The sequence below is a fragment of the Nocardiopsis sp. NPDC049922 genome (assembly GCF_040660275.1).
Taxonomy (GTDB): domain Bacteria; phylum Actinomycetota; class Actinomycetes; order Streptosporangiales; family Streptosporangiaceae; genus Nocardiopsis.
Map to the genome: position 1 here is coordinate 276,664 of NZ_JBFAME010000006.1, position 12,533 is coordinate 289,196.

At 71.8% G+C, this 12,533-nt stretch carries 11 protein-coding genes and 2 pseudogenes; 5 read left to right on the top strand and 8 right to left on the bottom strand.

Features of this window, described 5'->3' with window-relative positions:
• Positions 1-13: 13 nt before the first annotated feature.
• A complete protein-coding gene (locus AB0I72_RS14110) occupies positions 14-1,288 on the bottom strand; it encodes a glutamate-5-semialdehyde dehydrogenase (protein WP_358567317.1) in 1,275 nt (424 codons plus the stop codon).
• A gap of 589 nt (positions 1,289-1,877) precedes the next feature.
• Between AB0I72_RS14110 and AB0I72_RS14115 the strand changes: the two genes are divergently transcribed.
• The 4 genes and pseudogenes from AB0I72_RS14115 to tnpA form a co-directional block, all read left to right on the top strand.
• Entirely contained in the window at positions 1,878-3,086 is a 1,209-nt protein-coding gene (locus AB0I72_RS14115; protein ID WP_358567320.1) for an AMP-dependent synthetase, read from the top strand.
• Positions 3,087-3,193: 107 nt separating this feature from the next.
• On the top strand, positions 3,194-4,159 hold the full coding sequence (locus AB0I72_RS14120) for an aldo/keto reductase (protein WP_358567323.1): 966 nt from the start codon (positions 3,194-3,196) through the stop codon (positions 4,157-4,159).
• Between the two features lie 118 nt (positions 4,160-4,277).
• Complete coding sequence (locus tag AB0I72_RS14125; protein WP_358567326.1) at positions 4,278-4,742, top strand: MarR family transcriptional regulator; 465 nt, start codon at positions 4,278-4,280, stop codon at positions 4,740-4,742.
• 142 nt (positions 4,743-4,884) lie between these two features.
• Positions 4,885-5,241 (top strand): annotated as a pseudogene (gene tnpA / locus AB0I72_RS14130) (IS200/IS605 family transposase); the annotation flags it as partial.
• Positions 5,242-5,329: 88 nt separating this feature from the next.
• Here the strand turns inward: tnpA and AB0I72_RS14135 are convergent.
• From AB0I72_RS14135 to AB0I72_RS14160, 6 genes and pseudogenes are all read right to left on the bottom strand, one after another.
• Positions 5,330-5,554, bottom strand: a complete 225-nt coding sequence (locus AB0I72_RS14135; RefSeq protein WP_358567329.1) for a hypothetical protein — start codon at positions 5,552-5,554, stop codon at positions 5,330-5,332.
• 8 nt (positions 5,555-5,562) lie between these two features.
• Positions 5,563-5,733, bottom strand: a pseudogene (locus AB0I72_RS14140) (methylmalonyl-CoA carboxyltransferase); the annotation flags it as partial.
• Positions 5,733-6,782, bottom strand: coding sequence for a beta-ketoacyl-ACP synthase III (locus AB0I72_RS14145; protein ID WP_358567331.1), 1,050 nt, complete (start codon positions 6,780-6,782; stop codon positions 5,733-5,735). The gene AB0I72_RS14145 and the pseudogene AB0I72_RS14140, both read right to left, overlap by 1 nt.
• A gap of 56 nt (positions 6,783-6,838) precedes the next feature.
• Positions 6,839-7,927, bottom strand: a complete 1,089-nt coding sequence (locus tag AB0I72_RS14150) for a cyclase family protein (protein WP_358567334.1) — start codon at positions 7,925-7,927, stop codon at positions 6,839-6,841.
• A gap of 78 nt (positions 7,928-8,005) precedes the next feature.
• Positions 8,006-8,737 carry an HAD-IB family hydrolase gene (locus AB0I72_RS14155; RefSeq protein ID WP_358567336.1) on the bottom strand — a complete coding sequence of 244 codons (732 nt, stop codon included), beginning with the start codon at positions 8,735-8,737 and terminating at the stop codon, positions 8,006-8,008.
• 48 nt (positions 8,738-8,785) lie between these two features.
• Positions 8,786-9,880 carry a ScbA/BarX family gamma-butyrolactone biosynthesis protein gene (locus AB0I72_RS14160; protein ID WP_358567339.1) on the bottom strand — a complete coding sequence of 365 codons (1,095 nt, stop codon included), beginning with the start codon at positions 9,878-9,880 and terminating at the stop codon, positions 8,786-8,788.
• Between the two features lie 452 nt (positions 9,881-10,332).
• Between AB0I72_RS14160 and AB0I72_RS14165 the strand changes: the two genes are divergently transcribed.
• On the top strand, positions 10,333-11,967 hold the full coding sequence (locus AB0I72_RS14165; RefSeq protein ID WP_358567342.1) for an FAD-dependent monooxygenase: 1,635 nt from the start codon (positions 10,333-10,335) through the stop codon (positions 11,965-11,967).
• Positions 11,968-12,082: 115 nt separating this feature from the next.
• On the opposite strand, the gene AB0I72_RS14170 is transcribed toward AB0I72_RS14165, so the two are convergent.
• Positions 12,083-12,529: a type II toxin-antitoxin system PemK/MazF family toxin gene (locus AB0I72_RS14170; protein ID WP_358567345.1), complete on the bottom strand. Its 447-nt coding sequence runs from the start codon at positions 12,527-12,529 to the stop codon at positions 12,083-12,085.
• Positions 12,530-12,533 lie beyond the last annotated feature (4 nt).

Here is a 12,533-nt window from a genome sequence, read left to right on the forward strand (position 1 = left end):
CGTCCGACGATTCCTACTTCAGATGTCCGTCCCCGGTCACCACGTACTTGGTCGACGTCATCTCCGTGAGGCCCATCGGACCCCTGGCGTGCAGCTTCTGGGTGGAGATACCGATCTCCGCGCCGAAACCGAACTCGCCTCCGTCGGTGAAACGCGTGGAGGCGTTCACCATCACCGCGGCCGAGTCGACGCGGGACACGAAGTACCGGGAGGCGGCCAGGGAGTCGGTGACGATGGCCTCCGTGTGCTGGGTGGAGTACCGGCGGATGTGCGCGAGCGCGTCGTCGATCGTCGGGACCACCCGCACCGCCAGGTCCATCGACAGGTACTCCGTGGCCCAGTCCTCCTCCGTGGCCTCGACCACGGTGGCGGACGTCCCGCTCTCCTCGGCGACCGCGAGCACGCGGGGGTCGCCGTGCACCGTGACGCCGGCCTCGGCGAGGGAGTCCAGCACGCGCGGCAGGTACGCGTCGGCGACCGCCTCGTGCACCAGCAGCGTCTCGGCCGAGTTGCACACCGAGCAGCGCTGCGCCTTGGCGTTGGTGGCGATGGCGACCGCCTTGTCGAGGTCGGCCGTCGCGTCCACGTACACGTGGCACAGCCCCTCGCCGGTCTCGATGACCGGGACCGTGGAGTCGCGCACGACCGCCTGGATGAGCGAGCGGCCGCCGCGCGGGATCAGCACGTCGACCAGTCCGCGCGCCCGCATGAGCGCGGTGGAGGACTCGCGGGTGCGGCCGGGCACCAGCTGGACCGCGTCGACCGGGACGCCGGTCCCCGCCAGGGCGTCGCGCAGCACCGCGACGATGGCGGTGTTGGAGGCGTAGGCGGAGGAGGAGCCGCGCAGCAGGGCGGCGTTACCGCTCTTCAGGCAGAGGGCGGCGGCGTCGACCGTGACGTTGGGCCGTCCCTCGTAGATGATCCCGATGACACCGAGCGGCACACGGATCTGGCGCAGGTCCAGCCCGTTGGGCAACACCCCGCCGCGCACCGACTCGCCGACCGGGTCGGGCAGCTCGACGATGTGGCGCACGGCGTCGGCGACGGCCTCGATCCGCTGGGGCGTCAACGTGAGGCGGTCGATCATGGCCGGGGAGATCCCCTCGGCGCGGGCGCGCTCCACGTCCTCGGCGTTGGCGGAGGTGATCTCGTCGGCGCGCTTGACGAGAGCGTCGGCGACGGCGAGGAGTGCGGCGTCCTTGACGGCCCGGCTGAGCGGGGCGAGGTCGACCGCCGCGTCCCTGGCGCGTTCGGCTACCGCGTGGACCTCGCGCTCGATGTCACTCATGGGTGTTCTCTCTCGTGCTCGGGAGGCAGCCCCGGCGCTCCGGTCACCGTGGGCGGGACCGGCGCCGGGGTTGTTGGTCTCCAGGGTATATGCGCCGCGTCACCCGCCCCCGCGACGCCACACGTCGGCGCGCGCCCGCCTCATCTTCCGTTCGAAGTGACGACCGCGGGTGATTCCATTTCTGCCGTGTTACCTGCTGGGTATTGAAAGACCATGTGACTAACCTCACAGACCCAACAATGATCTTGAACCGTTCCGGGGACCACCTCCGACAAGAAGGGATAACTATACGCATTCGCATGGTCACGAAGAAAGAGACTTCCTTCTGGGCGCTTGTCGCACGAACCTGCTTTACTGTGCGTGTGACACCGACCCCACCCCCCGTCGGCCACCGCAGGAAGCTTCCGGGAGTATTCCCGGCGGTTCTAGTTCATTAACGGCACCGCAACCACTCCGGGCGGCCGAAGGCGGCCACCTGGGAATAGCCAGGAATGCGAGTACGCGAATGACAATTACTTCCGGGGCAGAGGAATCACGTTATGAGACCCGGTCTCTGTCCAATGCCTTGGCCAGGCTCTCCAAAATCCCGGTGGTCCGTGACAAGTACAGCCGCTACGCGAGCCACGGGCGTCCGCCGAGCCTGGCGGACCTGCCCACGCTCACCCGGGACGAGCTGGGCGAGGCGACCGACGCCCTGATGCGCGACGCCCCGACGGCACTGAACCGCGCCTCCCTGCACATCATGGGCGGGACCACCTCCACCATGCGGATGGGGGCGCTTCCCGCCGACCTGTACCTGGACGAGATCGCGCCGCACGTCAACCCGTTCGAGCCCGGCGACCTGCTCGCCAGCCTGAGCACGCCCTTCCACATGCGCGCCTCGCACGACCTGCACACCGCCCTGGCCACGCGGGCCGGGGTCCCGACGCTGTCCATGGACGCTCCCACCGACAAGTTGATGGGGCCCTACCTCGACCTGTTCGAGCAGCAGGGCGTGACGGCCCTGGCCACCACGCTGGACACGGTCCGGCGGCTGCTGCGGTTCTGCGCCGCCGCCGGCCGCGACCTGACCTTCCTGCGCAAGGTGGTCTGGAGCGGTCCGGCCATGGACGCCGACACCCGCGCGCTGATCCGCGCCCAGTTCCCCCACCTGCGCACCTGGGCGCTCTTCGGTTCGGCCGAGACCTGGATCATCGGGCACAGCGGCCCCTCGTGCTCCGACGACACCCTCCACCTGCTGCCGCACCAGTACACGGAGATCGCCGACGGCCGGATGCTCGTCACCGTCACGCACGAGAAGGCGGTCATCCCCCTGCTCCGGTACGACACGGGCATCTCCGCGGAGTGGGCGCACTGCGAGTGCGGCCTGCCCGGTCCCGCGATCCGGACGCACAGCCGTATCGACGCGCCCCTGGGTCCGCTCACCCGCCTGGTCTCCCCCACCGACCTGGTCGCGCTCGCGCACCAGCTGGACTCGGTGGACGAGGCCCAGGTCGTGGTGGTGGACCCGCACACGGAGGACGAGCGACTGCACCTGCGGATCCGACTGATGCCGGGGGTCGAGGCGGACCTCTACACCAGCGAGTGGATCCGCCACCACGTGGTGTCCGGGTGTCTGGCGCTGTCCGAGATCACCGACGAGACCCCGGAGGTGTTCGAGGTCGTCCTCGCCCAGCGGCTGCTGTGCACGCGCCCGGACGGCAGCGCGCCGCCGGTCGTAGTCAGGGAGGGACAGAGATGTGTGGCCCCATCGACACCTGCATTTAATCAGTACTCTTATGGTAGGTTGATCACGTAGATTCAGGAGGGCGGACCCTGGGCCGTCCGCCCCGCCCGCCGTGACCCCACGGGCCTCACCGCGGTCTCCTGAGTCGTGTCGTCAGATCCCCGACCACAGGAGTGCGTATGCGGACCGCACCGCTTACCTCCAGCGGCCCCACCGTGTCCGTCCAGGGACTCGGCTGCATGGGCATGAGTGAGTTCTACGGACCTGGTGACGACGCGGAGTCCGTCGCGACCCTGCACCACGCCCTCGACATCGGCGTCAGCTTCCTCGACACGGCCGACATGTACGGCCACGGCGCCAACGAGGAGCTCGTGGGCAAGGTCGTGCGGGAGCGGCGGGACGAGGTCGTCCTCGCCACCAAGTTCGCCATCGTCCGTGACCAGGAGACCGGGGAGCGCACGCACCGCGGCGACCCCGAGTACGTCCGTTCCGCCTGCGACGCCAGCCTCGCCCGCCTCGGCATCGACACGATCGACCTGTACTACATGCACCGGCGCGACCCCTCCGTTCCGATCGAGGAGACCGTCGGGGCGATGGCGGAGCTGGTGGCCGCGGGCAAGGTCCGCCACCTGGGGCTGTCCGAGGTGGGCGCCGAGGAGATCCGCGCCGCCCAGGCCGTCCACCCCATCACGGCCGTGCAGACCGAGTACTCCCTGTGGACCAGGCACGTGGAGGACGAGGGGATCCTGGCCGCCTGCCGCGAGCTCGGGATCGGGTTCGTCCCCTACTCCCCGCTCGGGCGGGGCTTCCTCACCGGCGCCTACACCACGCGCGAGGGGCTGGCCGAGGACGACTTCCGCCGCCGCAACCCCCGCTTCTCCGAGGAGAACACGGCGCGCAACCGGGAGCTGCTCGCCACCGTCCAGCGCGTGGCCGACGCCCACGACGCCACCCTCGGACAGGTCGCGCTCGCCTGGGTCCACGCCCAGGCCTCGACGTGGGGACTCCCCGTCGTGCCCATCCCGGGCACCAAGCGGCGCGACCGCCTGGACGAGAACGCGAAGGCCACCGAACTGGCCCTCACCCCGGACGACCTGGACGCACTCGACCCCATCGCCGCCACCACAGCGGGCGCGCGGTACTGAGCCCTCCCTCCCGGGGCGGGCGGGTGTGCACCCGCCCGTCCCGGGTACCGCCCCGGTGCCGGTTCCGGAAGGGACCGACGAGCACGGAGGGACAATCGCCCTGATATACGATTCGCAGATGACCCAGCTTCCCATGGACCAGCGGATCGGTCATCACCTCAAACGCGCCGAGCAGGAGCTGATCGCGGCCAAGCACGCGGTGCTGCGTCAGTTCAACCTGTCCGTTCCGCAGTACACGGTCCTCCTCGTGCTGTCGGAGGAACCCGGGCTGTCGGGTGCGATCCTGGCCCGACGGTGCCTGGTGACCCCGCAGACGATGTCCTCCGTCCTCGCGACGCTGAGCAGGCGGGAGCTCATCGAGCGCAAACCCCACCCGCTGCACTCGCACATCCTGGAGACCCGGCTGTCCGAGACGGGCCACGCGTTGCTCAAGCGGGCCGACGAGGCCGCGGTCCGGGTCGAGGCACGGCTGAGCCACGCCTTCACCAAGGCCGAGGAGGAGGAGTTCGTGCGCTACCTGGCCCGGTGCGCCGAGGCCTCCGCCGAGGCCCGCACCGAACTGGTGGACCTGAACGAGGATTGACATCCTCTCCCGGCTGAAGTCAGGAGAATCCGACGTCCTGTGTCTACAGGTCGTCGGTGGTTGACGCTTCCTCGCCCGGGTACCCCCGAAGGCTCCACGTCCTGGCACCCACAATGTCCTGGGGCGCGTTCCTCTTCGTCTCGAACCCATGCTGGTCCGGTGCGAGGAGATCATGTCGCAGGTGTGTGACGGTTTCGATGCGGAGTTGAGGCAGTTCAACGGTGAACGCGACCACGTACACCTGCTGGTGCACTATCCGCCGAAGGTGTCCGTCTCCAGGTTGGTCAACAGTCTCAAGGGCGTCTCGTCCCGTTACCTGCGTGCCGAGTTCACCGGTCAGGTGAACCGCGACATCATGCACGGACGGTTCTGGTCCGGCTCCTACTTCGCCGGGTCGGTGGGCGGAGCACCGCTGGCCATCGTTGAGCGGTACATCGAGGCGCAGGGACGCCCCGGTCCGCAGCCCGAAGGACGGTGGGGCGATTCACCACCCGCCTGAAGGCGGGCACACTCTCGCCAAGAAGCCCAGTAGACCCGGGCCCCGCGCGCGCACGGGGTCCGGGCCGATTCCTCGCTCGTGGTCTCCGTCAGGTCCGGGGGCGCTCCGGAGCGGTCCGCCAGGATCCGGCGGGCTCCCCCGGACGCGGCACCGACACGGTGAGCCGCGCCCGCTGGCGCTGTCGTGCCCGGATGGTCGTGCGCAGCGCCGCGGACAGGGCCCGCACCTCGTCCGGGGCCGGACGTCCCCGTATGACGTCCAGGATCAGGCTGTTCTCGGCCACCAGGTTCTCCTCGGTCGTCGTCTCGCTCACGCGGGACCATCCCTCTCGACGAAGGTGTCCTTGTCGAAAAGGAGATCGATGCGTTCGCGAACGGTGAGCTTGCCCTTGTCGTGCTGGCGCCGGGTGGCGCGCTCGTCGCCCTCGCGGACCCGCTCGTGCGGCCCCCGCGGTTCGCTCACACGCTGGCGAGCGTCCCCGGTGACCGCCATCAGACGGTCACCGGTGTCGGGACGGAGACCGCGACGACCTCCTCCACCAGCGGGCGCAGCACGGGGACCGGGCTCCACCGCACGAGTGCGAGGCCGACGCTCATCCCGCCGCCGAACCCGGCGAGCAGGACGAGGTCGTCGCGCTGGAGCAGGCCCGAGCGGTGGACGGTGTCCAGGGCGACCGGGATCGACCCCGATCCGGTGTTGCCCTGGCTCTCCACGGTCAGGTGCAGGTGGGCCCGCTCCAGGCCCAGGGACGGCCAGATGTCGTTGAGCATCGCGCCGTTGGCCTGGTGCGGGACGAAGTGGCGGATCTCGTCACTGTCCACACCCATGCCGTCGAGCATCTGGTGGATGACCTCGGGCAGGCGCCGGGTGACGTACTCGCGCACGCCCCGGCCCTCCATCTGGAAGAAGTGGTCGCGGCCGGCGAGCGTGGCGGCGGAGGCGGGCAGGCGGGACCCGCCCGCCGGAACGCGGATCAGCTCGTGGTGGTCCCCGTCGGTGAGCAGCCGGGTGCCCAGGACCCCGTCGCGGTCGCGGGCGGGGCCCAGCACGACGGCGCCGGCGCCGTCACCGAACAGGGTGGCGGTCTTGCGGTCGCTGTAGTCCAGGATGCGGGAGTAGATGTCACCCCCGATGACCAGGGCGTAGGCGTCGCCCTGGGGGCGCAGCAGGTGTTCGGCCACGGACAGGGCGTAGACGAACCCGCTGCACACGGAGTTCACGTCGAAGGCGGCCGCCCGCTCGGCGCCGAGCAGGTGCTGGGTGATGCTGGCCGTCGCCGGCTGCGGGTGGTCCGGCGTGGACGTGGCGACGATGATGTAGCTGAGCCGCTCCGCCGGGACGCCCGCCTGGGCCAGTGCCCGGCGGCCCGCCTCGGCGGCGAGGTCGGAGGTGGCCTCGCCGGGAGCGGCGCGCCTGCGCTCACGGATCCCCGTCTTGCGGCGGATCCACTCGTCGGTCACACCGGTCGTGCGTCCGATCTCGTCGTTGCCGACCACTTCGGCCGGCAGGTAGGAGCCCGTTCCAAGGATGGCGATCGTCATCGTGCTGTCTCCTTACGTACTGAACTCTGGAGCGCCGCGTGAGTGGCGGCGCCCGGTCAGACCAGCGCCATGGCGCGGACCGGAGCGCCGAAGCCGCCCTTCAGCCGAGGTACGCCGACCATGAGCGTGGCGCCCGAGTCGGGCACCTGGTCGAGTGCGGCCATGTTCTCCAGGCCGTAGTGGCCCGAGGTCAGGAGGATGTGGTGGGTCTGCGGGTCGGGGTCCGCGCCGATGTCGAGGCTGGGGGTGTCCACGCCCAACCCGACGACGCCGCGCTCGCCGACCAGGAAGTCGGCGGCCTCCGGGGTGAAGCCGGGGAACCGCGCGGCCCCGGTGACCGGGTCGATGTTGAGGAAGTCCTCGGCGCTGCCGACGCGGGCGGCCCAGCCGCTGTCCATCGCGACGAACGCGCGCTCCGGCAGGCGGCCGTGGCGGCGCTCCCAGCGCCGGATGTCGCGGACGGTGACCCCGGTGACGTTGTCCTCGGCGGCACGGTCGGCGATGCGGATCACCGCGAGCGGCGCGACCAGGTCCTCCAGACGGATCTCGTCGACGGTGGGCATCCCGTCCTGCCAGTGGGCGGGCACGTCGATGTGCGTCCCCGAGTGCTCGTTGAAGGTCCACTCCGCGGTGTTGAAGCCGACCTCGTCCTCGAACATCACCTGGACCTGCTCCGGCGCGCGGACGAAGGCCGCGAAGACGGGGAAGTCCTCGTGCAGCTCATGGGTGAGGTCCTTCATCCGGACGCGGCCCCGGGCGATCATCGCGGGAAGGCGGTGGATCGGGTTGTACCGGCCCGTGGGCGCCGCGGCGGCCGACGCCTCGCCCGCGACCAGGCCCGCGCCGGCCACGCCCAGGCCTCCGGCCAGCGCGGCGCGCAGCGCGCCCCGGCGGGAGGTGGCTCCGCCGGACCGGACGGGCTCGCCGGGAGCCTCCGGGCCGGGGCGGGAGGAGGCACGGGGGCTCCCGGGGCGCGTGGCGCTCCGGACGACGCGCCCTCGCTGGACGGGGCGCTCGCCGGTCGTGACGGTGTCGGTCGCCGTGGAGGCGGCGGTGGTGTCGCCCGTGGCGGGGGCGGGGTGGTGCGAGCAGACATGCTGGCCCTCACCGCGGATGGCTGCCATGACCATGGCGGGTGAACACATGGTGGATCTCCTCTGGGGGATGCGGGGGATGCGGGTGGTGATGGATGGGGCCGCCCGCGGGCCGGGGCGGGCGGCCCCTCAGCCCGCGACGGCCGTGGCGGCCGCCGCGGGAGCCGAGGCGTCCCTGATCCGCTCCCAGCCGTGCCGGTCGGCGTGTTCGCCGAGCGCCGCGTCGTCGCCGACGACCACCGGGTGGCCGACCGCCGACAGGAGGGACAGGTCGCTGGAGTGGTCGCCGTAGGCGGTGCAGTCGGCGAGCGGGACGCCGCGCACGGCGGCGGCCGCGCGCGCGGCCGTGCCCTTGGTCGCGCCGATCATCGGGACCACGACCTCGCCCGTGGTCCGCCCGTCGCGCTCGACGGGGCGGGTGCCCAGGGCCCAGTTCGCGCCGACGGCCTCGGCGATCGGCTCCAGGCAGGCGAAGAAGGAGCCCGACAGCAGGACGACGAGGTCGCCCCGGTCGCGGTGGCGGCGCAGCCGCTCCACGACCGGCGGGTGCCAGAACCCGGCCCGGGTCGAGGTGGTCTCGAACCACGCCCGCCCCAGACCGCGCAGGCGGTCGGTGGTCTCCCCGGCCATGAGCCGGTAGTAGGCCCGGTTGACGTCCTGCCGGGGCGCTCCCCGCGCCGCCATCGCGCGCAGGTCGGCCACCGCCCGCTCGTAGGCCGAGGGGTCGTGCCCGTCACTGGCGAACCGGAACTCCAGGAACGAGAACATGCTCTTGGGGCCGATGAGCGTCTCGTCCACGTCGAAGAAGGCGATGGCGGGTGTGCGGGCTCCCGTGCCGTGCACGTCGCCTGGTGCCGTCATGGGTGTTTCTCCTGACTGTGCGGTGGGTGCGTTCCGGCGGGCCGGGGGTCAGGACGGGATGCGGACGAGACCGACGTCCAGGCGGCAGATGGACACGTCCTCCTGGCGCACGTCCACCTCGACGGAGGTCGTCGCGGCGGGGTCCGACGGGTACTCGACCGTGCCGCCCTGGGTGTAGTAGACGTCGCCGTCCCGGGCGTTCTCCCCCGCGGGCAGGACGCGGGCCAGCAGGTCGGTGCGCGGCTCCAGCTCACCGAAGGCGGTGAACGTGGCGGTGATCTCGGCGGCGTAGGCCTTGGCGGGCGAGGTGCCCTGGGCCTCCAGGAGGGCGTTGAGCGCGATCTGCCGGGCGGCCTCGGCCAGGACCATGCCCGGGATGTGGTCCTGGGCGTGGTCGAACATGCTGGGGTGCTCGGGGAGCACGCGCATGGAGGCGGAGGTGACGTCGGCGTCCGTGCGCAGCCCGGCCAGGACGACGTTCTCGTTCCCGGACCGGCCGACCAGGTAGGGAGCGGGGACCTCGCCGGGGACGGTGAACTCGAAGCGCGCGGTGGAGGGCAGCGGGGCGCCGGAGCGGTTGCTGGAGCGCAGACGCTGGTAGCTCTCCGGCGACTTGAAGCGCAGTCCGACGACGGCGGTGCCGACCTCGGCGTCGTCGACGAAGAGGCGGAAGCGGGCGTCGTAGCCGACCACGCGCCCCTCCTTGATCCGCTTGTCCTCGATCGAGGCCAGCATCTTCAGGGCGCTGGGCATCGGGCCGACGACCATCCGGTCCGGGCGGTCGATCACCACGCTCAGGGTGGTGAGCACGAACTTGTGGTCGAAGGGGACCCCGTAGTGGGTGTGGGCGATGGCCAGCCCGGCCTGGCGGCAGGCCTCCAGGAGCAGGACCGGGTCGTGCAGGCGCGGGCGCAGCAGGTGGTCGCCGTAGTAGGCGTGGGACCGGGGCAGCTGCGCCGCCGCCGCGTGGGCGTCGCCGCCCAGCGACCGGGTGTCGGTGACGAAGACCTCGGCCAGGGCCTCCCGGTGGACGACCGTGCGGTCGAGCGTGCGCGCGTAGTCCAGACGGGGGTCGTCGAGCCGCTCCGCCGCCTCGTCGACGGTGAGGAGGTTGTGCGCGGGCATCTGCATGGTGTGTCTCACATTCCTCTTGCTCATGGACCTGGTGGGGCGGGAGGCCTGGGCCACGGGCCTCCTGGGGAGCGGGGAGCAGTGGACGGGCAGGGTCGCGTGGTGGCGCGCCACCGGAAGCGGGGACCGGCGACCCGGACGCTCAGCCTGAACCGCGGCGCCGGGGTTCCACGGCCGGGACGGCGGGGACGTGGGCTTCCGGGCTTGAGGGGACGGTGGACGGACGGGCGATGGCGGCGGCGCCGCACGCCCGGATCCGGAGTGCCGGCCCGCGCTGGGCGTCCGGCCGCGCCGTGATCGGAGTCACCGTTCCTCACCTCTGCATCGAATTCTTATAACCATCTAGCCACGGAGGAGCATAAGGTATCTTATTATCATCGTCAATCTTATAGATGTCCGAGGCGGGCGACCCGCCGCCCGCCCGGACGCCACCACCGACACCGGATCGATCGGAGCTCGCCGAGATGCCGTTGACCAGTGAGGACACCACGTCCGACCGCACACCCCGAACCCCGGTAGAACCCGCGGACGTCCTGGTGGTCGGCGCCGGGCCCGTGGGACTGACCGCCGCCTGCGAACTCATCCGACGGGGGGTCAGCGTCCGGCTCATCGACCGGGCGGAGCAGGCCTCCCCCTTCCCCAAGGCCCTGCTGCTGTGGCCGCGCACGCTCGACATGCTGGACGACATGGGAGCCCTCGGCGCCACCAGGGAGGCCGGGATCGACATCACCAGGTTCCGCTACTTCTCCTCGCGGGAACCGCTGACCACGTTCACCTTCCCCGACCACCTCACCCCGCTGTGCCTGCCGCAGAACGAGACCGAGCGCGTGCTCACCGACCGGCTGCACGAGCTGGGCGGGCACATCGAGCGAGGCGTGCGCCTCCTGGCCTTCGACGGGCTCGACTTCTCGGGCGACATCACCAACACCGACGGGGTCACCGCCATCCTGGAGCACCGCGACGGCACGGTGGAGCGCTACCGCACGCCCTTCGTCATCGGCTCCGACGGGGCGGGCAGCGCGGTCCGGGCCCAGATCGGCACCGGGTTCAGCGGGAGCACCTACGAGTCGGCCTTCGCCCTGGTCGACTGCCGCATCGAGGGCGACCTGCCCACCGACGAGGCGCTCTACTACCAGTCACCGCAGGGGGCGCTCGTCATCGTCGCCCTTCCGGACGGGGTGTTCCGGTTCTTCAGCAGCCTGCCTCCGGGCGAGAAGGTGAGCGTGGAGCTGCTCCAGCGGATCGCCGACGAACAGGGCCCCGGCGGCGTGCGCCTCGTCGACCCCGTGTGGGAGTCGGTCTTCCGCGTCCACCGCAGACACGCCGACGACTTCCAGCGCGGCCGCGTCTTCCTCGCCGGGGACGCCGCCCACGTGCACAGCCCGGCGGGCGGACAGGGTCTCAACACCGGGATGCAGGACGCGCAGAACCTCGCCTGGAAGCTGGCCGCCGTGCTCGACGGGCGTGCGGAGCCGTCGCTGCTGTACACCTACCAGCACGAACGCCAGGACGTGGCGCGCCAGGTCGTGCGCGACACCGACATCCAGACCCGGGGGTGGATGCTCAAGCACCCGCTCCAGACCGCCGCCAGGGACGCCGCCTTCCGCACCCTGGAGCCGGTGATGGACCGCCACTACCTGCCGGTGATGGCCGGGTACCGGTTCCGCTACACCCCGACCCGCAGCACGCAGGAACCGGCCTGGCCCTCCTCCTGCCTCATCACCCAGCGGCGGCCCGGCGCGGTCCGCGTCGGGCACGCCCTGCCGCGCGGTCTGGCCGTCCGGCTCGGCGTCGGCGGCCCCGAGGAGGAGGGGCGGGCCGCCACCCCGCCCGGGTGGACGGTCGCCGTCGTGCCCGGCGCCCCCGAGGTGCGGGACGACCTGACCAGGGCCGTCGCCGACCGGCCCGACGTCGCCGTGCGGGCGCTGGCGGCGGACGAGGCCGAGGCGCACCGGCTGTGCCCGGCGCCCGGATACCACCTGATCCGCCCCGACGGCTACGTGGCCGCGCACGGGCACGGCGCGGACCGGATCCGGCTGCGCGCCGAGCTCACCGCCCACCTGGGCGCACCGGCGCGGGAGCCCGTGGTCGCGAGCTGACCGGGGCGCACCCGCCCTGGCACGGGGCGCCCGGTCGGCCGGGGACGGCGCGACCGGGCACCCCTCGCCGAACGGAACTGCCCGGTCGAGAAGTCGGTGGAGCCGACGCTCGGGGTCAGCTCCAGCCGTAGCGGCTCCGCAGCACGTCCGCGATCAGTCGGAACCGTTCCTCGTCCAGGACGGCGGCCTCCCGGCGGATGTCGTCCTCGTCGAACTCGAAGAGGCGGTCCACCCGGATGTGGGAGTCCCGGCCCTCACGGTCCCAGGGGCCGGTGCCGATGGGCAGCCAGTCCTGGGCCTCCCAGGCGTCGGGACTCTGGGAGGAGAGCATGAGGCCGTGCAGGCGCCCGTCCTTGCGCCCGACGACGAGCATGGGCCGGTCCTTGCCCTGCTCGGGGTCCTCCTCGTAGGGGACCCACGTCCACACGATCTCTCCCGCGTCGGCGAGGCCGTCGCGTTCGGGGGCGTAGACGATCCTGGTGGCGTTGCGTTCGATGGGGATCTCGCGGACGCGGCCCCGCTGGGGGTGCGGGGCGCGCCCGCGCGTGCTGTGTTCGCTCACGCAC